Genomic DNA, 23,928 nt, shown 5'->3' on the forward strand with positions numbered 1-23,928 from the left:
TTTGTTAACTCGCTACGGCGATAAGGACGAGAGTAATGACAGACAATAAGACAGTTAACCGTGAAATGTTTAATGATGTAATGGTGCCGAACTATAACCCTGCATCGATGATCCCGGTAAAGGGAGAAGGTGCCCGTGTTTGGGATCAGGACGGTCGTGAGTACGTCGATTTTGCTGGCGGTATCGCTGTGAATTGTCTTGGTCATTGCCATCCGGCGATGGTGTCAGCCCTGCAGGAACAAAGCCAGAAGCTGTGGCATTTAAGTAACGTATTTACTAACGAACCAGCTATTCGTCTGGCTAAAAAGTTAACAGAAGCTACGTTTGCCGATCGCGTTTACTACGCAAACTCAGGTGCCGAAGCGAACGAAGCGGCACTAAAGCTAGCGCGTCGTTGGGCTATTGAAAAGCACGGCGAACACAAGCAAAAAATCATTGCTTTCACTAAAGGGTTCCACGGTCGTACCTTCTTCACGGTCACTGTGGGCGGCCAACCAGCTTATTCCGACGGTTTTGGGCCAAAACCCGGCGGTATTGAACATGTAGACTACAACAACCTTGATGCTTTGAAAGCACTGATCTCGGACGAAACCTGCGCCGTGATGATGGAGCCGCTGCAAGGTGAAGGCGGCGTTGTAAGCCCTGACGTTGAGTTTGTTAAAGCGGTTCGCGAGTTGTGTAATGAAAACAACGCGTTACTGATTTTTGATGAAGTACAAACCGGCTTTGGTCGTACTGGTAGCCTTTACGCGTACGAACAACTGGGCGTAACGCCAGACATTCTGACTTCCGCAAAAGCATTAGGTGGCGGTTTTCCAATTGGCGCTATGCTGACCACAACGGAAATCGCGGAGCATCTTAAGCCAGGTACTCATGGCAGTACTTATGGCGGGAACCCGCTGGCTTGTGCCGTGTCAGAAGCGGTGTTTGACGTAGTCAATACGAAAGAAACTCTCGATGGTGTGAAACAACGTGAGCAGTGGTTTAAAGATGAGCTGGCGCGTATTAACGACAAATATAACGTGTTTAGCGAAATTCGGGGACAGGGTTTGTTGCTGGGTGCCGCGTTAAACGAGCAGTACGAAGGACGCGCACGTGACTTTTTACTGGCGGGTCAAGAGCACGGTGTCATGGTGCTGATAGCAGGGGCTAATGTTGTACGTTTTACCCCGTCACTAATTATTTCCGAAGAAGACGTGAAAGAAGGCCTGCAGCGCTTTGAAAAAGCTGTTGCTCAGGTCGTCGGTCAATAACTGAGGCTGTTTTATGTTGCTAATCAGACCCATTAAGCCGTCAGATTACGAAGCGTTATATCAGTGTGCGATTGAATCTGGTCATGGTTTTACCTCGTTACCGGTTGATCAATCGTTACTGGAGCGCCGCATTAACGGGGCGCAAAAAGCGTTTGCGAAAGACACTGTTGAAACACCGGGTGATGAAAGCTATCTGTTTGTGATGGAAGATACCGAGACCGGTACTATCGCGGGTGTCAGTGGTATTGAAGCTGCGGTGGGTTTGAATGAAGCCTTCTGGCATTACCGTTTGGGTAAAGTCGTGCATCATTCAGAGAAACTTAATATCTATAACGCACTGGAAACGCTCACCTTGTGTAATGATTACACCGGCGTTTCCGAGCTATGCACGTTGTTTTTGCGTGAACCTTATCGACACAACATGAACGGACGCACTTTATCACGCTTCCGTATGTTGTTTTTAGCGCAATTTAAGCAGCGCTTTAGCGATTGGGTTATCGCCGAAATGCGCGGGGTTTCAGATGAAAACGGGGACTCACCATTCTGGAACTGGTTAGAGGAAAACTTTTTCTCTATGGACTTTCCTAAAGCTGATTACTTGAGCGGCATAGGTGACAAAGTCTTTATTTCTGAGCTGATGCCGCGGTTCCCTATTTACACCAACCTCCTAAGTAAAGAAGCACAGGCGGTTGTGGGTAAAGTTCACGACAATACCCGTCCGGCACTTAAGTTGTTGGAGTCGGAAGGTTTCCGCTTTAGAGGTTTTGTGGATATTTTTGACGCTGGGCCTACTGTTGAAGCCGAAGTTTGCAACCTCAATAGTGTCCGTAATAGTCGTTTGGTCACCGTCACGGTACGTGATTCAGCGGGAGAGGAAGAAGGCGTTCCGCACATTGTCTGCAATACGCAGCTGAAGAACTTCCGGGCAACGAAGTTGACACTGCCGGCCGGGGCGGACGAACTCATATTGACGACAGAACAAGCACAAGCAATGCATTTAGAAAACGGCGATGAAGCCCGCATTGTTGCACTCTAAGCAGGAGTAATTGTATGACGAACAATATTCAATTTATAGGTGGTAGTTGGGAAGCTGGTGAAGGTCAGCTGTTCAAATCGATTGACCCGGCTCGTAACGAAGTTATCTGGAGCGGCGAAGCAGCCAGTGAAACTCAGGTAGAAAAGGCCGTAGCAGCAGCTCGCGCAGCTTTCCCTGAGTGGTCTGCCCGTAGCGTTGAAGAGCGTTTAATTATTTGTAAGAAGTTTTCTGAGTTGCTGGAAAAGAACAAAGAACATTTAGCGCAGACCATGGCGAAAGAAACTGGTAAGCCGGTATGGGAAACTCGTACCGAAGTTGGCGCTATGATGGGTAAAGTGGCCATTTCAGAACGGGCCTACCATGAGCGCACGGGTACAGTAGAAAACGAGATGCCTGGCGCAAAGGCTTTTATTCGTCATAAGCCACACGGTGTTGTGGCGGTTTATGGTCCGTATAACTTTCCAGGGCATTTGCCTAATGGACATATCGTGCCGGCACTTATCGCCGGCAACACCGTCGTGTTTAAACCCAGTGAGTTGACGCCTATGGTGGCTCAGGAAACCATTAAATTATGGGAGCAAGCGGGTATACCGGCGGGTGTTCTGAACTTGGTTCAGGGCGAAGTTGACACCGGTAAAGCACTGTCAGCACATCCGCAAATTGATGGTTTGTATTTTACTGGTTCGTCTAACACGGGTCACTTGTTGCATAAACAGTTTGGCGGTCGTCCGGATAAGATTTTGGCGTTGGAAATGGGCGGTAACAACCCCTTGTTGGTCACCAATGTAGCGGATGTCGATGCCGCGGTTCACAACATTGTACAGTCAGCCTTTATTACCTCTGGTCAGCGTTGTACTTGTGCGCGTCGTTTGTTCATCGAAGATTCTGAGCAAGGCCGTGCTGTATTGGAGCGGTTAATCGAAGTGACCGAAAATATACTGGTCGACGATTACGAAGCCGAACCGCAGCCATTTATGGGCGCTATGATTTCTGCTAAAGCTGCGTCCGAAATGGTCGATGCACAGAACGATTTGCTGCAAAAAGGTGCTAAGTCGTTAGTACGTATGAAACAGGCGGATTCGAAGAAAGGTTTTGTGACGCCGGGTATTGTTGATGTTACTGGCGTAGAAGACTTACCGGACGAAGAACATTTTGGACCACTGCTAAAAGTGTATCGTTTTAAAGATATCGATGCAGCTATTAAAGAAGCAAACAACACGCGCTATGGTCTATCAGCCGGTGTTTTGTGTGACGATGAGGAAACCTATCGTTACTTTTTCAAACACATTCGCGCAGGTATTGTGAACTGGAATAAACCTATCACAGGAGCTAGCAGTGCGGCGCCATTTGGTGGTATCGGAGCAAGCGGTAATCACCGCGCAAGTGCTTATTATGCTGCCGATTACTGCGCATACCCAGTGGCCTCGGTAGAAGCTGACAATATGAGCTTGCCTGAGAGTTTAGCTCCGGGACTTAAATTTTAATCACAATCTGTGCTAGTTTAGCGGCTGGGCAACGTTAACGGTTGTCTGGCCGCGTAAACAAAGAGAAGCAGATGATAGTTGAAACAGACGGATACATTGAGCTAATCCAGTACCTGACAGGTCAGTTACCGGTATTCACTGAACACGGGAATCGTGCAAAAACAGCCGATTATACCTTACGTGATTTAATGGAAGAACGCTTATCAGAAAGTATGATGGCTGTATTTGAGCAGAATGAGCTCGATCAGGAAATGCGTCTGGACATTGTCCGTGAAACGGACGCTATCGTCTATGACTTAGAAGAAGTGCTATCCAAAGTGTTGGACACACACCCGACCCCAGAGCAGGAAGCTTTCATTGACGAGTTTGTCGGTTTAGTAAAGAACCTGTTCGACGAGCGGCTGCGTAATTACCGCCAGTAGCCTCTCATTGATTTTTCCAGCAAGGATCCAAAAATGTCAGCAAATAATATGAAGGCAAAGGTCGCATGGGTTGATGGCATGACTTTTATCGCCACGTCAGGCAGTGGTCATCAGGTGGTGATGGATGGAAATAGCGAAGGCAAAGCGCCAAGTCCGATGGAAATGGTGTTGATGTCTGCTGGAAGCTGTGCGTCAGTTGACGTGGTCAGCATACTGCAAAAAGCAAAGCAAAACCTTCAACGCTGCTATTGTGAGCTGTCTGGTACTCGCGCGGAATCGGTGCCAAAAGTGTTTACCGATATCCATCTGGAGTTTGTCGTGGTGGGCAATGATATTAACGAAAAGCACGTAGAGCGAGCGGTAAAGTTGTCTGCCGACAAGTACTGCTCAGTGGCTAAAATGCTGGAAGCTTCTGTGAACATTACGCACGGATACCGGATTGAATCCCCTCAACAAGACGGCTGACCTTTGAATTATCGACACAGTTTTCACGCAGGCAATTTTGCCGATGTTTTTAAACATCTGCTGTTGTCACGTGCACTTGAATATTTTCAGCAAAAAAATAAACCTTATTTTGTGCTGGATACCCACGGCGGGATAGGTTACTACGATTTACAAGGTGACGAAGCGGTAAGAACCGCTGAAGCTGAACAAGGTATCGTGCGGTTTGCTGAGCAGGCTGTCGATGAGCCATTGGCTCTTCAGTATTTAAGTATCGTGACTGAGCTTAATAAGGGAAAGGATAATCTTCGCTATTATCCAGGCTCTCCGGTCATCACTGCTGGCTTTTTACGTGAGAATGATCGACTGGTGGTCTGCGAACTTCATAAAGACGATGCAGAAACCCTTAAAAGCACCGCCTTAGGTCGTCACAAGCAAGTACAAATTCTTGCGCCCATGGACGGTTATCAGGCCGTGCGGGCGCAATTGCCGCCGGCTGAAAAGCGCGGGTTAGTCTTGATTGACCCACCGTTTGAAAATACGACTGAATTTGATGACGTCATCGATGCGCTTGAACAGGGGCTAAAGCGCTGGCAAAGCGGAAGCTTTGCGGTTTGGTATCCAATTAAAGATGAATTAAAGACAGCGGCGTTTCATCGTGATGTTGCGGCTTTGCCGGGTATTGGGAAAACTCTGGTTATGGAATTGAATGTGCGTGCTAATGATGAGCGCAAAGGGCTTCACGGCTGTGGTTTTGTCTGGGTTAACCCACCTTACGGGGTGGTGCAGGACAGTGAGCAGTTACTGCCGATTTTGTGCAAGGTTCTGGCGCAGGACAAAGGTGCTAATGTTCACAGTCGTTGGCTGGTTGGTGAGTAGTCACTTACTGGATATCCAGTCAACCTGACGGCGGACCTGGTTTTTCCGATCCATAATTTGTTCAATTAGCGGTGTTAAAATAAGCTCCATAGCCAATGCCATTTTCCCACCCGGGACCACCAGAGTATTGGTCCGAGACATAAAAGAACCTTCAATCATCTGCAAATAATAAGGAAAGTCGACGTTTTTAATCCCGCGGAAACGAATGACAACAAAGCTTTCATCCAGCGACGGGATGTCTTTGGCGCTAAACGGATTGGACGTATCAACAGTGGGTACGCGCTGAAAGTTAATATGAGTACGTGAAAATTGCGGCACGATATGGTGAATGTAGTCTTCCATTCCGCGTACGATACTGGTGGTTACCGCTTCACGTGAGTGTCCGCGTTCTGAAGTGTCACGAATCAATTTTTGGATCCACTCCAGGTTAACGATAGGTACCATGCCTATTAACAGGTCAACGTATTGCGCAACGTCGTAACCGTCACCGCAGACCCCGCCATGCAAGCCTTCGTAGAACAAAGCATCGGTATTTTCAGAAAGCTCTTCCCACGGGGTAAAGGTTCCGGGCATCTGGTTGTACGGCACGGCATCATCAAAGCTGTGTAAGTATCGGCGAACCTTTCCGTTACCCGTTTGCGAATAAGAACGAAATAAAGATTCGAGGCGATCAAAGTCGTTGGCTTCGGCGCCAAAGTAACTGATATGGCGACCTTGCTCTTGTGCTTTGCGAATGGCGAGATCCATTTCCGGGCGAGAATAGCGATGAAAACTGTCACCTTCCACAAAGGCAGCGCTGACATCTAACGAACGAAAGATGTGGCGTACGGCTTGGCCTGTGGTGGTTGTTCCTGCTCCTGATGAGCCGGTGACGGCAATTATCGGGTGCTTTGATGACATAACATTCTCGCAAACTAAATAAGAACAGTTGTTATACTGACCTGCTTTGCTCAGGTCAAGGTAAACCCGACCATTTTAATAGTGAGGCGGGGGTGGCTCAGCCCCGGGGTCGGAGTCAGCGGACTGATTCTCCTGCATTTGTTTCATGCGTTTGCCTAACCAGCGAATTTGTTTTTTCATTTCAGTCATTTGTTGAGTTTGTTCTGTGACTAAATTATTCAAGGAGTTGATCGTATCTTCCTGGAAGGTCAGTTGCATTTCCAAATTGGCGAGTTGTTCCTCAATTTTCTTTGCTGTCATTCGTTACTACCTGTTAAATCAATGCTCCACCATTCAGCAAGCCCTGCTGAACTCTCACTAATTGCTAATTGCTCTTTTTCATCGAAAAAGACCGCCAGCACGGCCGCGTTATTTGGGTGTCTCTCGTCTCGTAAACTGACGTTCCAATGCGTAAGTGACTCCCCGGTTTGGATGTCCCAAATAGCGATTCGGCGTGACGGCGAGCCGGTAATAAGATACTCACCACTCAAACTAAAGCGCGCCGCACTAAAAATACGCTGACGATCTAAGAACTGTAAGTTGGATACGGTTTTGCCGTCGGGTAAGGAATAGATAGCCGCACCATCCATTGCATCGGCAGTAAAAGCGTACTTTCCGTCCGGATGCAGAGCAACCTGAGTGGCTCTCGCTGTCAATGGCCATTTGTGAACAATTTGACCGCTGCGGGTGTCCCACAAAATAGCGCTATGATCATTGGAACCACTGAGCACATAAAACCCATTGGGCGAAATATCCAGCGCGTTAATTGTCTCGTTATGTCCATAGAACTCGATTCTTCGGCCCGATTCAGGGTTAAATGCAACCTGTGTCCCGTCGCGTTTACCGAACACGACGGTATTGCCTTCTTTACTGACTACGATTTCCTGAATGCTCCCACTACCTACCTTCCAGAATCCTAAGTTTTCGCCTGTTTCGATACTCCACATAGAAAACTCTTTGCGTGAAGCGGCAACGGCAACTTTGGTGTCGGCGCTAATATCAACATCAATAATTTGCGATACTTCGCCTTCGTTATGCTGCCATTGATATTTTGCGTTAGTCGCATAACGAGGCCACAACAGCAAGCCGGTCTCGTCGGTAGAGACTAGACTGACAGAGCCATCGTTTGCGATATCAGCTGCGTAGGCCCCGCTTTCTGCGTGGACTTTTTTGTTCAGCTTTTCAGGGGATGGCTGACAACTAGCCAAAGCAACCAGCAACAGGAATGCAGTGCAGAGCTTTAGAAAAGGCATAGGCAATTTCCCTATGGTTGTGTAGTATGGGTCTGTTAGATAACACTATTATGGCATAGTCCGAAAGGATGCAAGACGATAATTGGAGAAAACCATGAGACAATTTATAAAGCCGTTGGCTGTTTCAGCTGCCGTGCTGGCACTAACTGCTTGTTCACAGGAAAAATTTCCGGCAAATGAGACAAAGCTTGTTGATAAAAAAGATAAGCAGGCTTACGCCTTAGGTTCTTCGGTTGGTGGTTTCATCGCCCGTAACCTTGATCGCCAGGAAGAAGCCGATTACGTACTAGAACGCGATGTGGTGATTGCCGGTTTTGTTGATGCTATCAAAGGTGACCCGCAGCTTAGCGATAAAGAAGCTGAAGAAATTCTGAATGCGATGCGCCAGGAAGTGATGGAACAGCGCCAGAATGTCCTGGGTAAAAAATCAGCAGAAGAAGGCAAAGCGTATTTAGCTGAGAATAAGAAGAAAGAAGGCGTAAAAGTCACCGACTCGGGGCTTCAGTACGAAGTTCTTAAAGAAGGCGATGGTATCAGTCCGTCAGCGACCGATATGGTAGAAGTGCATTACGAGGGAACTCTGGTTAACGGTGAAGTTTTTGACAGTTCTTATGAGCGTGGTGAACCAACATCATTCCCGTTAAACCGCGTCATTCCGGGCTGGACTGAAGGTCTTCAGCTGATGAAAGAAGGCGGCAAATACCGTTTTGTTATTCCAGCAGACCTGGCTTACGGGGAACGTGAAGTGGGCGGTGGTCAGATTCCACCAAACTCAACCCTTATTTTCACTGTTGAGTTGCTTGACGTTCAAAAAGACGCAACGAACACTGAGCAGATGAAGCCGCAGGAAAATCAAAAAGAAGATAATCAGAAATAATAAGCGGTGAGTAAAAAGGGCGCTGGCTTAAATTGCCAGCGCTTTTTTTATATAAAATTTAAGCGGGTATTAAATTGTGCTCATCCAAATGGTTGAGTAGTTTATCCTCGAATTCCATTCTCAGCTCCAGGGCTTCACCCAGAGCGGACAAATCTCTGTCAAAGGTTTCACAGTGATCAGTGGAGCTGATGTCCCCATATTTATCATTAAAATCCAGTGCGATTTCAGTCGTATCAGAAATCAACGGAAATAACTCATCAGCTAAGCCATCAACCGAGTTTCCTTGTGATGCCGCTTCTCGAACAATTTGATCGTAAATCTCAAAGTGGCCACTTGAGACATAATCGACCAACTCTCCACAAAAATTTCGTATATCAACGACATCGGGTAAACCCTGACGGACGCTTTCATAGGGAGGGAGCGCGGCAAGTTTAAAATAGTTAATTAATAAGTCCTGGCGCTCAGAAAGCCAAAGGTCGATACTTTTATGAGCGCCACCCCAGCGCTTTTTTGCCTGCTCATTACGGCTTAACATGATACTCTCCGTCTATAGTTTCAGTATCTAATGTAAATTTAGATGCATTAGAACTCAACTGATTTTACAGAAAATAAAGCGGATTCGATACGCGGAATTATTATGGCGACTTTGTATTCAAAACCAGCAACTGATGAACCGGCCTGGTGGTTTGTTGTTAGCTCTGATCATCTGTTTTTAGATGAAACGGGGGCAGTGCCCTTTGGTACTCTCCAGCAGCTCAGCTTTCCGGACTTAACTGAGTATCAGGTTGTTGAGATGGGTGAAATGCGTGAGCGAAGTTGCTATTTAATTATGGCGGACTATATGGACGAGCAATTTACAGGGGGGGCTTTTGCGCCCTTACGACAATTGCTTACCGTTGACGACATGGAAAAATTTGAAATGGCGGGCCGGGCTCGTCAATTCAGTGATTTTTTAAATACCCATCGTTTTTGCGGTCGCTGCGGAACGCGAATGCAGTCAGTTGATTGGGAGCTGGCGATGCATTGTCATCAGTGTCAGCACCGCTGTTACCCCAGAGTATCTCCTTGCATTATTGTTGCCATTCGTAAAGGCGACAAAATTTTGTTGGCACAGGGGAAGCGGCATAAAGAAGGGCTACACTCTATTCTTGCCGGCTTTGTTGAAGCTGGTGAAAGTCTTGAGCAAGCACTTGAGCGCGAGGTTTATGAAGAGGCTGGAATTCGAGTTAAGAACATTCGGTATCACTTAAGCCAGCCCTGGTCTTTCCCTCATTCATTAATGATGGGCTTTACCGCCGAATGGGCAGACGGGGAGCTGCACATTGATCCGCACGAATTGGTGACTGGCGACTGGTTTGGATTTGATGATTTACCACCTATTCCACCGGAAGGGACGATAGCAAGAACCCTGATTGATCTCTCTCAAAAGGGGTAAGCACAAGTTTTCATGGAGCCATGGGCTGCAGACTGATAAAATACCCGCCATTGATGTTGATAAATATTTGGATTTTCTATGACCGCTTCGGCGCTTAAAAATGATCGTTACCTCCGGGCACTGGCAAAGCAACCGGTTGATCGTACACCCGTCTGGATGATGCGTCAGGCTGGACGCTACTTACCTGAATATAAGAAAGTGCGCGCGCAGGCTGGTGACTTTATGTCGTTGTGCCGAAACACGGAACTGGCCTGTGAAGTGACTATGCAGCCTTTGCGTCGGTTTGACTTAGATGCCGCAATTCTTTTCAGCGATATTTTGACCATCCCCGATGCGATGGGTCTGGGCTTATACTTTGAAGCCGGAGAAGGTCCCAAATTTAAAGATCCGGTACGAAGCCTCGTGGCGATTAAAAACTTGGCTGTGCCGGATATGGAAGATGAGCTGGGCTACGTAATGAATGCCGTACGTACCATTCGCCGTGAGCTTGATGGCAGTGTGCCTCTTATTGGCTTCTCCGGCAGTCCATGGACACTGGCAACTTATATGGTGGAAGGGGGGAGTACGAAAAACTTCTCTCAAGTAAAAAAACTGATGTTTGCAGAGCCAGAGGCTATGCATGCCTTGCTGAATGTGTTGGCTGAGTCCGTGACTCAGTATTTGAATGCACAAATTGCTGCAGGTGCTCAGTCGGTGATGATATTTGATACCTGGGGCGGCGTTTTATCTCCCAGAGACTACAAAGCATTCTCTCTTGCCTATATGGAAAAGATAGTGGCGGGACTGACGCGAGAAGCGGATGGACGTAAAGTGCCGGTGACTTTGTTCACTAAAAATGGTGGGCAATGGCTGGAAGCTATGGCGGCGAGTGGTGCAGATGCACTGGGTGTCGACTGGACCACCGATTTATCCGACGCCCGGGCACGCGTGGGTGGACAGGTTGCCTTGCAAGGCAATATGGATCCGAGTGTGCTCTATGCTAAGCCTGAACGAATTGAACAAGAAGTACAAACCATACTGCAAAGCTATGGTTCAGGCACTGGTCATGTGTTCAATCTTGGCCATGGGATCCATCCTGAAGTGGATCCGGATCATGCGGCCGAATTTATTAATGCTATTCACAAACACAGCCCGGCATTTCACTCACAAGGCTGAATTTGCGATTAAATTGCGATTATCCTCGTTAAGCGCACCGCCTTTTGGCGGTGTTTTGCGTACAATGGTCCTTGAAAAATCGGTGTACAAAAAATTTAGAGGTAAACATGGCAAGACGTTCCTGGGTAAACCCTATTACCATTGTTGTTGTCGTTCTTATTGCGGCAGCTATTTATTTGTTCGGGTTTCCGCCTGAAGAAAAAATGGATGAGGGGAAGGAACAAACGGTTCCGGTAGCAATTCAGACCGCCCAAATTAGCGAATTCAGAGATACGATTGAAGCACTCGGCACAGCCATGGCCGACGAAACTGTTCGTATTACTGCGCAAACTCAGGACGTTGTCGAAAAAATTTACTTTGAAAGTGGTGATTTAGTAGAGGAAGGGCAGCTTTTAGCGGAGTTAAATGCCCGTAAGGAAGTGGCTCGCGTTCAGCAAATTAAGTTTAGCCTTGAAGAAGCAAAGCGTCAGTTGGAGCGCCTTGAGAAACTGCGCCGCGGCAATGCCGCCTCTCAACAACAATTTGATGAACAGCAAGTTAGGGTTAACGGGCTTCAGGCCGACTTAGAAGTGGCAGAAGCGACATTACGAGAAATGAAGATTTATGCCCCGTTCACGGGTCGTGTGGGTATTCGCCAAATTAGTGCCGGCGCGTTAGTCAGCCCTGGAGATGTCTTTACGACACTGGACGACATTAAGCCAATTAAAGTCGATTTTAGTGTCCCTGAACGCTATTTCGCTAGCATCGCTGTTGATCAGGAAGTGATTACACGCAGCCGTGCTTATCCGGGGGAACTGTTCGTTGGCCGTATTTCCAGTATCGATTCACGCATCGATCCAGTGACTCGTTCGGTACAAGTACGCGCTAAAATTGACAATAATGACGAGCGTTTGCGCCCGGGAATGTTACTGCAAATTACGTTGCTGCGCAGTATTGACGACGCACTCTTGTTGCCTGAGAAAGCGTTAATCCCTATTCAAAACAGACAGTATGTCTATGTCTTAACTCCGGATAACCGGGCTCGTCAGAAGGAAGTGACAATAGGTCGCCGTAAACCTGGGATTGTAGAAATTACGGACGGCATTAAACCGGGAGAGAAAGTCATTATAGAAGGCATTGTCCGCCTTCGTGACGGTGTTCCTGTCTCCGTGCAGGGGGATTAATTATGCTGCTGTCCGATCTGTCTGTTAAACGCCCGGTTTTTGCCACGGTACTGAATATTCTTCTGCTGGTGTTCGGTATTGTCGCCTTTAGCATGTTGCCGCTGCGCGAATACCCGGATATCGATCGTCCCATCGTCTCCATTGATACTGACTACCCGGGCGCCTCTGCCGAAGTGGTTGAAAGCCAGGTGACTCAACTGGTTGAGGACCGTATTAGCGGCATTGAGGGTATCAAAAACATTAGCTCCAGCAGCAGTAGCGGTCGCTCTAGCATCAGCATTGAGTTTGACTTATCTCGCGATATTGACGCCGCCTCTAACGATGTAAGAGAACGGGTTTCCCGGGTGCTCGATAACCTGCCCGAAGAGGCGGATCCTCCTGAGGTATCGAAGGCCTCCAGTGGCGAAAGTACCGTTGTTTGGTACAACTTACGCAGTGAAAGTATGTCCATTCTGGAGCTGACCGATTATGCCGAACGCTACATTGTCGATCGCCTGTCGGTGGTTGATGGCGTTGCCCGCGTTGTGATTGGTGGTGATCGGCGCTATGCCATGCGAGTTTGGCTGGACAGAGATGCAATGGCAGCACGACAGGTGACAGTAACCGATATTGTCAGCCGGCTGCGTGAAGAAAATGTCGAGTTGCCGGCAGGGGAAGTTGAGTCAACTGATCGTGAGTTTTCGGTCCGGATGGCCAGAGCCTATTTAACCCCGGAAGACTTTAAAAACCTGGTGATTAGACAAGGTGAAGAAGGTTACCTGGTGCGTCTTGGAGAAGTTGCACGGGTGGAACTTGGCGCAGAGGATGATAAAACCGATTTCCGGGGCAACGGTGTCAATATGGTTGGCATCGGCATTATTAAGCAATCAAAAGGGAACACGCTTGGGGTTGTGAATAATGTGCATGAGGAGATGGATAATATCCAGGAAACTCTGCCCGAAACTATGTATCTGGCACCAAGTTATGACTCATCGATATTCATTCAGGGCTCAGTCGATGAAGTCTACAATACGCTTGCCGTTGCGATGGCCTTAGTGGTGGTGGTGATCTATCTGTTCCTCGGAAATGTCAGGGCGACTATTGTTCCCGCATTAACCGTCCCGGTGGCTATTATTGCCTCTTACATTGTGCTTTTTGCGCTTGGCTTTTCCATCAACTTATTGACGTTATTAGCTCTTGTGCTGGCTATCGGGCTGGTTGTGGATGATTCAATCGTTGTTCTGGAAAACATCTATCGTCGAATAGAAGAAGGCGAACCCCCTCTGCTTGCGTCTTATCGTGGCGCTCGCGAAGTGGGTTTTGCGGTAATAGCAACGACCCTGGTATTGATTTCGGTATTTGTGCCGCTGGCTTTCTTAGAAGGAAACATTGGTAAGCTATTTACCGAGTTTGCTTTGGCTATTGCCGCTGCTGTCGCATTTTCTAGTATTGCCGCATTAACTTTGACGCCAATGCTGAGCTCTAAATTGCTGAGTAAAAAGGAGCGTAACAGTAAATTTGGACGCGCTTTTGATGCCACCTTTAACTGGTTAGAAAAAGGCTATGGCAGCGTACTGGAGAAAAGCGTTAAACGTCCTTTTATGGCGGTGTTGTTGGTTGTGATGTCGGGTGTGGTGGCGTTCGGTCTGTTTAACTTTATACCACAAGAGTTTGCTCCTCCGGAGGATAGAGGCACATTCTATATCCAGGTTAAGAGTGCCGAAGGAGCGAGTTTTGAAGCAAGCTCACGGCATATGGACGAGATTGAACAGATTCTACTGCCGTATATTGATGCAGGAAAAATTGACCGTTTGATTGTTCGGGCTCCGGGTTGGGGCGGCAGTGCCGGCATTGCCATTGTTGGCGCGGTTCCTTTTGATGAAAGGGAATGGTCGAGTTTTGATCTGATGGAAGAAATGCGGACGCAATTGAATTCCGTGGTGGGTGTTCAGGCTTTTGCTTTTATGCGCAGTGGCATTAGCGGTGGCGGCGGGCGACCGGTACAGTTTGTATTGCAAGGAAACACCTACGAACGCTTAGCTGAATTTCGCGATATTGTTATAGAAGAAGCATCGACGAACCCAGGGTTACAAAACCTCGACAGTGACTATAAAGAAACCTTACCTCAGCTCTTAATTCAGGTTGATGAAGCCCGTGCTGCGGATTTAGGAGTGTCAGTACAGGACATTGGTATTACGTTACAGTCGGTTTTAGGACAACGCCGGGTGACAACTTATATTGACCGGGGGGAAGAATATGATGTCATGCTGGAAGGAGAAAAGGCAGACTACCGCAGCCCCGGTGCGATTGATAATATCTACGTACGTTCCCGTAAAAGTGAGGAACTAATTCCGTTATCGAATCTGGTCACTATCACCGAACAGGCAACGTCTGCCCGCCTGAATCGATATAACCGGATGCGTAGTGTCACCATTGAAGCCAATTTAGCCGAAGGGTATTCGTTAGGCGAAGCTCTGAGTTATTTAGAAGGCGTTGTGCAAGAAAAATTACCGGAAGATGTCTCCATCGATTACAAAGGCGAATCGCAGCTTTATAAAGAAAGCGGGAGTTCAATCGTTTTTGTTTTTGGGCTGGCATTAGTTATTACGTTCTTAGTGCTGGCTGCCCAGTTTGAAAGCTTTATACATCCGTTAATTATAATGCTTGCGGTACCTATGGCGATTGTTGGAGCCTTGTTTGCTTTGTACCTGACTGGTATGAGTATCAATATTTACAGCCAGATAGGGATTGTCATGTTGATAGGGCTGGCGGCTAAAAACGGTATTCTTATTGTCGAATTTGCTAACCAGCTACGAGACTCAGGTGTTGAGTTTAAAGAAGCGGTTCTGCGCGCGTCGAAGCAAAGGCTAAGGCCCATTGTGATGACGGCTTTTACTACGTTGATGAGTGCTTTACCTTTGATATTCGGTTCGGGTCCCGGGGCTGAAAGCCGTACCGTTATTGGTACGGTCATCTTTGCCGGGGTTGCAGTCTCAGCTTTCCTGACGCTGTTTGTTATTCCTGCCTTGTATATTGCGCTGGCGCAGAAAACCAGTTCACCTATGGCTATTACGCGTAAACTGGAGTCTATGCAGGAAGAGTATCCAGACCATCATAGTTGATGGTCTGCCGTGCTAATAGTGCAAAATAGGTTCATTGCCGGCGGTGGTTAGGCCGGCAATGACATTCTGAGCGTAGGTGGGGTGGTTCGTGAAAATACCGTCGACCCCCATGGCATGCAGCTCTTCTATGTCATGAAGCTCGTCCACCGTATACACATACACTTGTAAGCCTCTGCTGTGACCATCAGCAATCAGTTCGGGGGTCACACAGTCGACGGCAAAATGAGCTGAAAAGGCTTCGAGTTCCTCAGCAAAATAGCAATAACTGAGCGGGCAACTTGCACTTAAAGCACCAATTTTAATTCCGGGCCGACGTTTTTTCAGGCGTTGTAACCAATGGTGATTAAACGAGGAAACCAGGAGCTGCTCAGCAGTGAAGTTCGAGTGTTTCAACGCGTAGTCGACATCCAGCAGTAATTCTTTGGTCGGAACATCGCCTTTAAGTTCTATGTTCACATGACAATGTCCGTTGATATGAGCCAAAGCTTCGCGCAAAGTCGGTATGGACTGTTGCCCAAAGACTTTGAGCTGTCTGATTTGTTCTGCGGTTAGATCCTTTAGTCGACCCGGGGTAGCGGTCAGACGCTCCAGGTATCGGTCGTGGAACACAAAACGCTCGCCATCAATGGCATAAACATCTAACTCTATACCGTGCACACCGCTGTCCATCGCGCGGGAAAATGCGGCGAGCGTATTTTCCGGGGCCTCATAGCTGGCCCCTCGGTGAGCCCATAAAATCAATCGTCGTTCTCTTTTATCTCAGCCATAGCCTGGCCCATACGAGTAACCGATAATGGCTTAAGGTCATCATCGAATTCAACCGCGTCTTCAGCGAAGGTCAACACTACGGTTGAACCGAGTTTAAAGTGACCCATCTCTTCACCTTTTTTGAGATGTATGGCGGTGTGGCCCGACGTTGGATAAGACCAGCTTTGGATGCGTCCGCCGGTGGGTGGTGTGACGGTACCGGACCAAACAGTACCAATACTGGCGACGATAGTTGCACCAACCAGCACCATAGACATAGGGCCGACTTCAGTCTCAAAAATAGCGACTACACGCTCGTTACGGGCAAACAGGTTGGGTACATTCGCTGCTGTTAATGGGTTAACGGAATACAAGTCACCCGGTACGTAAATCATTTTCTTCAAAACCCCGTCGCAGGGCATATGGATACGGTGGTAATCTTTCGGCGCCAGATAGATAGTCGCGAATTTACCATTCACAAAAGGTTTGGCGTCTTCTTCGTTGCCACCCAGTAATTCTTCGAGTGAATAATCATGACCCTTAGCCTGAAAAATACGGCCGCCTTCAATATCGCCTAACTGGCTGACGGCGCCGTCAACCGGATGCGCTAGCTCATCGTCTTTGGCTTCTAAAGGTCTTAGCTCCGGTTTCAAATAACGAGTAAAAAACGCATTAAAGGTTTTATAGGCTTTTGGTGACTCTTCAATAGCTTCACTCATATCAACCTTGTACTGGCGGATAAACCAACGAATAAAGAGTTGAGTGAACCATCCGGCACGTGCCGCCGCAAACTTTCCCATTAGCCGGGAAATCAAATGCTTAGGCATTACATGTTGGAAGAAGATTTTGACTTTATCGGTCTTAGCCACAGTTATTTACCTCGAATTGCCCGACTGGGCTTTTGTGTTTTCATCGTTTCAATAATGCGATGATAATTAGAAAGACGCCAATCATGCAATTGATTGTTGCTGACAGCCTCCTGTAACGCACAGCCGGGATCATCCGCGTGCTTACAGTCACGGAACTTACAGCCACCTAAATAGTCACGAAAATCGATGTAACAGCGAGCAATGCGCTCTGGTTCCAGGTGCCACAATGAAAACTCCCGAATTCCGGGAGAGTCAATCAGCGCCCCACCTTGCTCCAGATCGTACCAGGTTGCTACGGTGGTCGTGTGCTGTCCGAGCCCGGAGTTATCGGACACCAGATTGGTTTCGGCGTTCACATTGGGCAACAGCTGGTTCACTAAGGATGACTTCCCGACACCTGACTGACCAACCACAATAGAAATACGGTCCTTGAGCATGCTCTGTAATGCATCGAGCCCATTTTGAGTGGCACTACTAACGTGAAGCACTTTGTAACCGATGCTTGCGTAGTCCTTTAGCCGTTGCTCAATATGTAGGCGTTCATCCTCATCAATGTCTGGCAGCAAATCGGCTTTATTCAGAACGATAACCGGCTCTATACCAATGTCTTCGCAGGCGACTAAGTAGCGGTCGATAATGGGAGAGGAAAAGCTTGGTAATACACTAGAAATAATAAAAATTTGGTCAATGTTGGCGGCCACCGGTTTTAAGCCATCGTAGTAGTCAGGCCGGGAGAGCAAACTTTCCCGTTCCTGCACGGCAACCACGACGCCTTGCATTCCCTGTTGCTCAGCTGTTGCTCTTGACCAAAGGACGCTGTCGCCACACACCAGGCTGTCGACAACTCGGCGAATATGGCAGCGGTAGGTATTACCATTATCGTCACGAATATCGGCATGCTGGCCAAAACGACTAATAACACGACCGGCTTCAGGTGCATTCAGCTGGCTGTCAGTCCAGTCGATATCCGTGTTTTTCAATCGCTTTTTTTGATTGACGGATACTTGTCGTTGTTGGCCTTTGTTAAGACGTCTGCGTTTTACCAATCCGGTTAACCTGTTGTCGTGCAATAAATGACGCTATCATACAACAAATTGTATTAAGAGAGCAGGGTAATGACCGAGGACGATAAGAAACAACGCTTAATTTGGATTGACCTTGAAATGACCGGTTTGGTGCCGGAAGAGCACCACATTATTGAAGTGGCAACCATAGTGACCGATGCGCAGTTAAATACTCTGGCGGAAGGTCCGGTTATTGCGGTTCATCAACCGCAAGAGTATCTGGACAGAATGGATGACTGGAATGTGAAAACGCATACCGGTTCCGGTTTAGTAGAACGAATAAAGAAAAGCCAGTACGACGAAAAGAAAGCGGCGGCAGAAACCATTGAGTTTTTAAAACAGCACATTGATGCGGGTGTATCACCCATGTGCGGTAACAGCATTTGCCAGGATCGCCGCTTTTTGGCAATACACATGCCTGAGCTGGAAGCGTTTTTCCATTACCGGAATTTAGATGTGAGCACATTAAAAGAGCTAGCCAAACGTTGGCATCCGGAAGTGGCTAACAGCTTTAAGAAGTCGGGTGCGCACGAAGCACTTGCGGATATTCGTGAGTCTATTGCCGAACTTCAGCATTATCGAGAGCATTTTTTCAGCAAATAGGGCAATTGCGGCGCAAAAACTATTGACCTTGTCGGTGGTATCAGTAGAATACACGCCGCACTGACGAAGCGGGAATAGCTCAGTGGTAGAGCACAACCTTGCCAAGGTTGGGGTCGCGAGTTCGAATCTCGTTTCCCGCTCCAGCGTCAGTTTTTCACCAGAAGTACCAATATGCGGGAATAGCTCAGTGGTAGAGCACAACCTTGCCAAGGTTGGGGTCGCGAGTTCGAATCTCGTTTCCCGCTCCAATTTCTATAAAATCCCTTTTAGGTGTGCGACCACACTTCGACCGAGCGCGCTGAGATTATAGCCGCCTTCAAGGCAAGATACGATGCGGCCATCGCAATGTTTATCGGCTATTTCTTTTAGTTGGAGACTTATCCAGTGATAGTCCTCTTCTTTGAGCAGGAACTGTGACATATCGTCTTCGGCGTGACCGTCAAACCCGGCTGAAATCAGTATCAGCTGAGGGGCAAATTCATCTAATGCACTAAACCAGTGTTCGCTTACTGCTTCCTGCCATTGAGGGCCTTTGCACCCTGACGGTAGCGGCACATTACGGACATTACTGGCGCTAATGTCTTCACCGGTAAAAGGATAAAACGCCTGCTGAAAAGAAGAGCAGAATAAGATGCGTTCGTCTCCCTGAACAATATCTTCGGTTCCGTTACCATGATGAACGTCAAAATCGACAATAGCAACGCGTTCGAGCTCATGTATCTCTAACGCGTGGTAAGCCGCAATTGCAACGTTGTTAAACAAACAAAAACCCATCGCTTTGTCGCGCGTGGCATGATGCCCCGGGGGCCGTACGGCACAGAAAGCCTGCTTGTTGAGGGTTGTCATTACGTCATCCACGGCATTGATGGCGGCTCCTGCCGCTTTAAGCGCGGCGGCTTTGCTGCCCGGCGTGACTAAGGTATCGGGATCAATCCATTCATGGTCGTATTCCGGTATCTGCGCAAAAATAGCCTCCACATGTGCGCTAGTATGGGCTTTGTAAAGAGCCTCGAGGGGAGCTTCCGTGGCCTCTTTTTTGACAAGAACAAAATCCATTCCGGAGCGAATAAGCTGATCGTTAATCGCTGTTATGCGGGCGGGACATTCCGGGTGTTGCTCATTGGGAATGTGATCCAGGCAATCAGGGTGACTAAAAACAACGATAGACATGAGTTATTCTGTACCTTCTTTAAGCTCAAGTTTGAGCAGGACTTCACCGGGTTCTTCGCTGGGCAGGCGCTTAAAGCCCCCACGCTCGAACACACTGAGCATCGGTTTATTGGCGGCCAGAACATAAGCTTGCATGCTATCCAGCCCGCGCTCTTTTGCAATACGGATCATTTCATCCAACAACATGCGAGCCATGCCATGGCCCTGATATTTCTCGCGGGTAACAAAAGCCACTTCGCAGCTGTTCTGGGACTCTATAAAGTAATAACGGCCCACGGCTTGAATCTGGACGGCTGAGCCTTTTTGATGAACGATACACAGAGCTAAGTCTCTGGACTGATCGACGCTGACCAGGTTGCAGGATTTTTCCCGGGTCATGGTGGTGGGAACTGCGTTGTACCGTAGTTGCAGTGTCTCTTTAGTGTGGGAATAAAAGAATTCCTGCAATCGGCGCTCGTCAGAAGGATAAAGCGGCCTTAAATCAAAAGATTCATTTTTGATCTTTAGCTTTTTAAAGCCGATATCGCCAAGCTCCGGTACATCTACCGGAGTCTGCTGTTGGTAATGAGGAACCCAGTAATGCTTGCGAACTTCCTGTAATAAATGATTACGGAATTTAGGATGAGCAACACGGATTAACTCCATGGCCCGTTCGCGGATGCTTTTTCCGCGCAATGACGCGACCCCAAATTCGGTGACAACGTAATGTACATGGCCCCGGGTAGTGACAACGCCAGCGCCTTCGCGAATAAAAGGAACAATGCGAGAAACTTTACCGTCCTGCGTTGTTGAGGGCAGTGCAATAACAGGCTTGCCGCCCTTACTTAAGGAAGCACCGCGACTGAAGTCGACTTGTCCGCCAATACCGCTGTAAAACTGGTGTCCGATGGAATCGGATACAATCTGCCCAGTTAAATCCACCTCAATAGCGCTGTTAATTGCCACTAGCTTGTCGTTGCGAGCGACATTCGCCGGCGAGTTAACGTACTCGCTGGGATAAAAACCAACATGAGGGTTATGATCAACAAAGTCATATAAAGCTTTGGAACCCATACAAAAACTGGTGACAATTTTGTTTGGGTGGAACGTTTTTTTGCGATTATTAATGACACCTTTCAGCATTAAGTGCATCACATCGTCCGTGATGAGCTCACTATGGATACCGAGATCCTTGTGGTTGCTTAAGTAACGCAGCGCAGCAGCGCAAATGGTACCCACGCCAATTTGCAAGGTAGAACCGTTCTCTACGAGCAGTGCAATGTACTGACCAATCCGCTCAATAATTTTACTGTTCTCCAGACTGGGTGGTGTGAGCTCTGGTAGCGGAGCTGAGTGCTCCCAAAAATGATGAATCTGATTGGTATGCAAAAAAGACTGGCCATAGGTCACCGGCATATTGGGGTTTACCTGAGCAACCACGGTATTGGCTGATTTTGCAGCCGCAGCAACCACGTCCACGGAAACGCCCATTGAATGGTAGCCGTATTTGTCAGCCGGACTGACCATAATTAATGCTGCATCCAGCGGCAGAATTCCATTGCTGAATAAGTTGGGAATATCGGAAATAAAGGTCGGGGTATAATCCGCACGGCCCTCATTGACGGCTGTTCGAACCGTATCGCCGCCAATAAAAAAGGTATTTACTTTAAATAATTGCTGGTACTGGGGACCCGCCCATTTGTTATCGGACAGCGTCATTAACTGCACAATTTCAATATCATGCAGGTTCTTTGCATTTTCTATTAAATCATCGATAAGCGCTGTGGGCACGGCTGCGTGGGAGCCAATAAAAATTCGTTGCCCAGATTTGAGTATCTTTGACCAGTCTAGTTTTGATGTTTTCATACGCTTGTTGTACCTCAGTGATTGGCTTTGTGCAATCGTTCAAATTGAGATAAACTCGGTGGTTAATTAATCATCGAACGGACTCGTTCCCATGAAAAATAAAAACAATAAGTGGGTCAAATACTATCTAACCGTATCGGTTTTGATTTTATGTTTTAGTTTTGGTTCTGATGTAGCCTGGGCCGCTAAGACAATTAATGGCGTCCAGGTAGATGCAGAACTGGAAGAACGACTAGATGACTACCTTAATACGTTAGGTAATGAAAACGAAGATCCAAAAGCCGTCTTGTTTGGTGTATTGGATAACCTCTCATCGCAAACACCACTTGCCACCCGGGTTCGAGCTAAAAGTTATGAGGTTTTCTGGTATTACTATGAAGGTGAAACGGACATCGCTTTCAAGAAGCTTGATGAACTATTAAAGCTTGCTGAAAACAGCGAGTTAGCAGACGCAAAGGCAGAAGCTCAGGCAACTCAGGTTGAACTGCTGCAGGCAGAAGGAAAAACCGGTGAAGCGTTTTTACTGATCAATGATATTGAGATTCCCCTCGGACAAGCTCGAATACCCCGCGTTCGTTATTATGCACACAATCTAATTTCAAGGCTGTACGCTGACTGGAATCGCTACGATGACGCATTACGCCATTTGCTGGCGGCGCAAGAAGCCGTAAGCGAAACCAATAACGAGAGAACCCCCGTTCGTAAGCAATATTTAGATTATTCGATTGCAATTATCCAGTCGGAACTGAAGAATTGGAAAGGTTCATTAAAAACCATTAACGAAGCGATAAATAATGCTAAAGAGAATGGGCTGAAGTACGAGCTGCCGGATTTTTATCTTCATAAATCTTTTGTTGAAGCGGGGATGGGGAACCGGGAAGCCTCGCTTAATTCCTTAAGAGATGCCTACAAAGTGGCAATTAAAGATGATCGCAAATATTTGCTACCGGTTATTCTCAATAACTATGGCGACCATTACATGTATGAGAAGGAATGGGATGAGGCCCGTAGTCATTTGCAAGAAGCTTTGGTACTTGCGGAAGAAGTTGATGATAAATGGATGATTCAGACCATTCATTTCAATTTGGGTTTCATTGATGTTCGTGAGGGAAACACGGAAGCCGGTCTTAAAGAAATGCGTGATGCCATAACGTTTTACCGTGAAGAGGGAATTAAAACGGAAGTCGAGGGGATGCTGGGTGAACTGGCTCAGGCGTACGAATTTGCAGGCCAGTATAAGAAACAGGCAGAAACGCTCAAAGAGCAAATGGCGCTGAAACAGGAGCTTTATCAAAATGAACAACAACAAAACCTGGCGAACTTGCAGCACCTATACGAAAGCAAAGACAAAGAGCAGCAAATTCAGTTGCTTGAACGTCAGAATAAACTGAAGCAACAATTGCTGGAAATTAATGAGCAAAGAAACCTAATTTGGTTGCTGTTGGGCATTGTGGCGCTATTTGCCACTGTATTTATTCTATTGATGTACAGAAAAGCACGACAAGCTAACTTAAGATTGAAAGCAGCAAATAGTTTGCTTGCTGACCAGTCACGTAAAGACCCGCTGACAGGACTTTGGAATCGTCGTGCTCTGCAGGAAGAAATGGAAGCACGCAAAAGACATGGCGAACGTCGCGCACAATCATCTCATTCTGATGGGTTAATTTTGCTTGATATCGACTTTTTTAAACGCATTAATGATAAGTATGGTCATGCCGCCGGCGATAAGGTCCTGGCAGAAATTAGTCAGCGTTTACAAAAGGAATGCCGTGCAAGTGACAAACTGATTCGCTGGGGAGGAGAAGAGTTTCTATTCCTGGTGCGTAATGTGGACGACACCGATCTTGAAGAAATGAGTGAACGTATTTTAAAGGAAATCGCAAAAGAGTCGGTTATTTACGAAGGAAAAGAGATTTCGGTGACAACCACTATCGGTTTCATCCGTTTACCGTTTGCAGGGGTGCCGGAACAGAAAATGGACTGGGAAAAAGTTCTTCAGGTTGCTGATATGGCGCTTTATACCGGGAAAGCCCATGGTCGCAATCGGGCTTGTGGTGTGACCGGGTTGCATGTTGATTATGAAACAGCGAAAACGGTATTAGAATCCGACTTATCCGAAGCGTTGAATAAACAATGGATTTCGATGGTAACGATTGAAGGTCCGCAAATTTCTACTAATAAGCCGGTTTAAT

General features: G+C 47.4%; 22 protein-coding genes and 2 tRNA genes. 15 read left to right on the forward strand and 9 right to left on the reverse strand.

All coding sequences use genetic code 11. The features are described 5' to 3' along the window. Positions 1 to 35 precede the first annotated feature (35 nt). The 6 genes from RBK99_RS10330 (at position 36) to RBK99_RS10355 (ending at position 5,515) form a co-directional block, all read left to right on the forward strand. Complete coding sequence (locus RBK99_RS10330; RefSeq protein ID WP_317504527.1) at positions 36 to 1,253, forward strand: aspartate aminotransferase family protein; 1,218 nt, start codon at positions 36 to 38, stop codon at positions 1,251 to 1,253. 13 nt (positions 1,254 to 1,266) lie between these two features. After that, positions 1,267 to 2,289, forward strand: coding sequence for an arginine N-succinyltransferase (gene astA, locus RBK99_RS10335; RefSeq protein ID WP_317504528.1), 1,023 nt, complete (start codon positions 1,267 to 1,269; stop codon positions 2,287 to 2,289). Between the two features lie 14 nt (positions 2,290 to 2,303). Then, positions 2,304 to 3,773, forward strand: a complete 1,470-nt coding sequence (gene astD / locus RBK99_RS10340; protein ID WP_317504529.1) for a succinylglutamate-semialdehyde dehydrogenase — start codon at positions 2,304 to 2,306, stop codon at positions 3,771 to 3,773. 71 nt (positions 3,774 to 3,844) lie between these two features. Further along, a complete protein-coding gene (locus tag RBK99_RS10345; RefSeq protein WP_317504530.1) occupies positions 3,845 to 4,195 on the forward strand; it encodes a DUF3802 family protein in 351 nt (116 codons plus the stop codon). A gap of 33 nt (positions 4,196 to 4,228) precedes the next feature. Further along, on the forward strand, positions 4,229 to 4,660 hold the full coding sequence (locus RBK99_RS10350; protein ID WP_411161977.1) for an OsmC family protein: 432 nt from the start codon (positions 4,229 to 4,231) through the stop codon (positions 4,658 to 4,660). Positions 4,661 to 4,663: 3 nt separating this feature from the next. Further along, positions 4,664 to 5,515, forward strand: coding sequence for a 23S rRNA (adenine(2030)-N(6))-methyltransferase RlmJ (locus RBK99_RS10355; protein ID WP_317504531.1), 852 nt, complete (start codon positions 4,664 to 4,666; stop codon positions 5,513 to 5,515). Here the strand turns inward: RBK99_RS10355 and RBK99_RS10360 are convergent, their stop codons facing one another. From RBK99_RS10360 to RBK99_RS10370, 3 genes are all read right to left on the reverse strand, one after another. Continuing rightward, complete coding sequence (locus RBK99_RS10360; RefSeq protein WP_317504532.1) at positions 5,516 to 6,415, reverse strand: phosphoribulokinase; 900 nt, start codon at positions 6,413 to 6,415, stop codon at positions 5,516 to 5,518. 75 nt (positions 6,416 to 6,490) lie between these two features. After that, a complete protein-coding gene (locus RBK99_RS10365) occupies positions 6,491 to 6,715 on the reverse strand; it encodes a SlyX family protein (protein ID WP_317504533.1) in 225 nt (74 codons plus the stop codon). Further along, positions 6,712 to 7,707, reverse strand: coding sequence for a WD40 repeat domain-containing protein (locus RBK99_RS10370; RefSeq protein ID WP_317504534.1), 996 nt, complete (start codon positions 7,705 to 7,707; stop codon positions 6,712 to 6,714). The genes RBK99_RS10365 and RBK99_RS10370 overlap by 4 nt, the downstream gene beginning before the upstream one ends. 94 nt (positions 7,708 to 7,801) lie before the next feature. Here RBK99_RS10370 and fkpA point away from each other — a divergent pair, with 94 nt between their 5' ends. Next, positions 7,802 to 8,584, forward strand: a complete 783-nt coding sequence (gene fkpA / locus RBK99_RS10375; RefSeq protein WP_317504535.1) for an FKBP-type peptidyl-prolyl cis-trans isomerase — start codon at positions 7,802 to 7,804, stop codon at positions 8,582 to 8,584. 58 nt (positions 8,585 to 8,642) lie between these two features. On the opposite strand, the gene rsd is transcribed toward fkpA, so the two are convergent. After that, positions 8,643 to 9,119, reverse strand: a complete 477-nt coding sequence (rsd, locus tag RBK99_RS10380; RefSeq protein ID WP_317504536.1) for a sigma D regulator — start codon at positions 9,117 to 9,119, stop codon at positions 8,643 to 8,645. Between the two features lie 102 nt (positions 9,120 to 9,221). On the opposite strand from rsd, the gene nudC reads away from it, so the two are divergent. The 4 genes from nudC (at position 9,222) to RBK99_RS10400 (ending at position 15,438) form a co-directional block, all read left to right on the forward strand. Next, complete coding sequence (gene nudC, locus RBK99_RS10385) at positions 9,222 to 10,019, forward strand: NAD(+) diphosphatase (protein WP_317504537.1); 798 nt, start codon at positions 9,222 to 9,224, stop codon at positions 10,017 to 10,019. 78 nt (positions 10,020 to 10,097) lie between these two features. Continuing rightward, positions 10,098 to 11,174, forward strand: a complete 1,077-nt coding sequence (hemE, locus tag RBK99_RS10390; protein ID WP_317504538.1) for a uroporphyrinogen decarboxylase — start codon at positions 10,098 to 10,100, stop codon at positions 11,172 to 11,174. Positions 11,175 to 11,281: 107 nt separating this feature from the next. After that, a complete protein-coding gene (locus RBK99_RS10395) occupies positions 11,282 to 12,337 on the forward strand; it encodes an efflux RND transporter periplasmic adaptor subunit (RefSeq protein WP_317504539.1) in 1,056 nt (351 codons plus the stop codon). Positions 12,338 to 12,339: 2 nt separating this feature from the next. Continuing rightward, positions 12,340 to 15,438, forward strand: coding sequence for an efflux RND transporter permease subunit (locus RBK99_RS10400; RefSeq protein WP_317504540.1), 3,099 nt, complete (start codon positions 12,340 to 12,342; stop codon positions 15,436 to 15,438). Positions 15,439 to 15,450: 12 nt separating this feature from the next. On the opposite strand, the gene RBK99_RS10405 is transcribed toward RBK99_RS10400, so the two are convergent. From RBK99_RS10405 to rsgA, 3 genes are read right to left on the reverse strand one after another with little or no spacing between them, the layout of a single operon-like run. After that, positions 15,451 to 16,179, reverse strand: a complete 729-nt coding sequence (locus RBK99_RS10405; RefSeq protein WP_317504541.1) for a glycerophosphodiester phosphodiesterase — start codon at positions 16,177 to 16,179, stop codon at positions 15,451 to 15,453. Next, complete coding sequence (asd, locus tag RBK99_RS10410) at positions 16,176 to 17,054, reverse strand: archaetidylserine decarboxylase (RefSeq protein WP_317504542.1); 879 nt, start codon at positions 17,052 to 17,054, stop codon at positions 16,176 to 16,178. The genes RBK99_RS10405 and asd overlap by 4 nt, the downstream gene beginning before the upstream one ends. A gap of 2 nt (positions 17,055 to 17,056) precedes the next feature. After that, on the reverse strand, positions 17,057 to 18,100 hold the full coding sequence (rsgA, locus tag RBK99_RS10415) for a small ribosomal subunit biogenesis GTPase RsgA (RefSeq protein ID WP_317504543.1): 1,044 nt from the start codon (positions 18,098 to 18,100) through the stop codon (positions 17,057 to 17,059). A 69-nt stretch (positions 18,101 to 18,169) separates the two neighbouring features. On the opposite strand from rsgA, the gene orn reads away from it, so the two are divergent. From orn to RBK99_RS10430, 3 genes are all read left to right on the forward strand, one after another. Continuing rightward, positions 18,170 to 18,721 (forward strand): oligoribonuclease, encoded by a 552-nt coding sequence (gene orn, locus RBK99_RS10420; protein WP_317504544.1) that lies wholly within the window; start codon positions 18,170 to 18,172, stop codon positions 18,719 to 18,721. Positions 18,722 to 18,789: 68 nt separating this feature from the next. After that, positions 18,790 to 18,864, forward strand: a tRNA-Gly gene (locus tag RBK99_RS10425). A 30-nt stretch (positions 18,865 to 18,894) separates the two neighbouring features. After that, positions 18,895 to 18,969, forward strand: a tRNA-Gly gene (locus tag RBK99_RS10430). Between the two features lie 4 nt (positions 18,970 to 18,973). Here the strand turns inward: RBK99_RS10430 and RBK99_RS10435 are convergent. Both RBK99_RS10435 and RBK99_RS10440 read right to left on the reverse strand, forming a co-directional pair. Beyond that, entirely contained in the window at positions 18,974 to 19,891 is a 918-nt protein-coding gene (locus RBK99_RS10435) for a histone deacetylase family protein (protein ID WP_317504545.1), read from the reverse strand. Positions 19,892 to 19,894: 3 nt separating this feature from the next. Beyond that, positions 19,895 to 21,754 (reverse strand): GNAT family N-acetyltransferase, encoded by a 1,860-nt coding sequence (locus RBK99_RS10440; RefSeq protein ID WP_491015853.1) that lies wholly within the window; start codon positions 21,752 to 21,754, stop codon positions 19,895 to 19,897. 73 nt (positions 21,755 to 21,827) lie between these two features. Between RBK99_RS10440 and RBK99_RS10445 the strand changes: the two genes are divergently transcribed. Further along, on the forward strand, positions 21,828 to 23,927 hold the full coding sequence (locus tag RBK99_RS10445; protein ID WP_317504547.1) for a tetratricopeptide repeat-containing diguanylate cyclase: 2,100 nt from the start codon (positions 21,828 to 21,830) through the stop codon (positions 23,925 to 23,927). Position 23,928 lies beyond the last annotated feature (1 nt).

This window comes from Idiomarina solivarensis (assembly GCF_033052755.1).
In the GTDB taxonomy this organism is placed as follows: Bacteria; Pseudomonadota; Gammaproteobacteria; order Enterobacterales; family Alteromonadaceae; genus Idiomarina.

What these genes read in the sequence shown, in the direction of transcription:
- RBK99_RS10345 (WP_317504530.1), top strand. Translation starts at nt 3,845, where the DNA reads ATGATAGTTGAAACAGACGGATACATTGAGCTAATCCAGTACCTGACA.
- RBK99_RS10330 (WP_317504527.1), top strand. Translation starts at nt 36, where the DNA reads ATGACAGACAATAAGACAGTTAACCGTGAAATGTTTAATGATGTAATG.
- RBK99_RS10400 (WP_317504540.1), top strand. Translation starts at nt 12,340, where the DNA reads ATGCTGCTGTCCGATCTGTCTGTTAAACGCCCGGTTTTTGCCACGGTA.
- hemE (WP_317504538.1), top strand. Translation starts at nt 10,098, where the DNA reads ATGACCGCTTCGGCGCTTAAAAATGATCGTTACCTCCGGGCACTGGCA.
- RBK99_RS10365 (WP_317504533.1), bottom strand. Translation starts at nt 6,715, where the DNA reads ATGACAGCAAAGAAAATTGAGGAACAACTCGCCAATTTGGAAATGCAA.
- RBK99_RS10370 (WP_317504534.1), bottom strand. Translation starts at nt 7,707, where the DNA reads ATGCCTTTTCTAAAGCTCTGCACTGCATTCCTGTTGCTGGTTGCTTTG.
- fkpA (WP_317504535.1), top strand. Translation starts at nt 7,802, where the DNA reads ATGAGACAATTTATAAAGCCGTTGGCTGTTTCAGCTGCCGTGCTGGCA.
- RBK99_RS10350 (WP_411161977.1), top strand. Translation starts at nt 4,229, where the DNA reads ATGTCAGCAAATAATATGAAGGCAAAGGTCGCATGGGTTGATGGCATG.
- rsd (WP_317504536.1), bottom strand. Translation starts at nt 9,119, where the DNA reads ATGTTAAGCCGTAATGAGCAGGCAAAAAAGCGCTGGGGTGGCGCTCAT.
- nudC (WP_317504537.1), top strand. Translation starts at nt 9,222, where the DNA reads ATGGCGACTTTGTATTCAAAACCAGCAACTGATGAACCGGCCTGGTGG.
- astD (WP_317504529.1), top strand. Translation starts at nt 2,304, where the DNA reads ATGACGAACAATATTCAATTTATAGGTGGTAGTTGGGAAGCTGGTGAA.
- RBK99_RS10435 (WP_317504545.1), bottom strand. Translation starts at nt 19,891, where the DNA reads ATGTCTATCGTTGTTTTTAGTCACCCTGATTGCCTGGATCACATTCCC.
- RBK99_RS10360 (WP_317504532.1), bottom strand. Translation starts at nt 6,415, where the DNA reads ATGTCATCAAAGCACCCGATAATTGCCGTCACCGGCTCATCAGGAGCA.
- RBK99_RS10395 (WP_317504539.1), top strand. Translation starts at nt 11,282, where the DNA reads ATGGCAAGACGTTCCTGGGTAAACCCTATTACCATTGTTGTTGTCGTT.
- orn (WP_317504544.1), top strand. Translation starts at nt 18,170, where the DNA reads ATGACCGAGGACGATAAGAAACAACGCTTAATTTGGATTGACCTTGAA.
- RBK99_RS10445 (WP_317504547.1), top strand. Translation starts at nt 21,828, where the DNA reads ATGAAAAATAAAAACAATAAGTGGGTCAAATACTATCTAACCGTATCG.
- astA (WP_317504528.1), top strand. Translation starts at nt 1,267, where the DNA reads ATGTTGCTAATCAGACCCATTAAGCCGTCAGATTACGAAGCGTTATAT.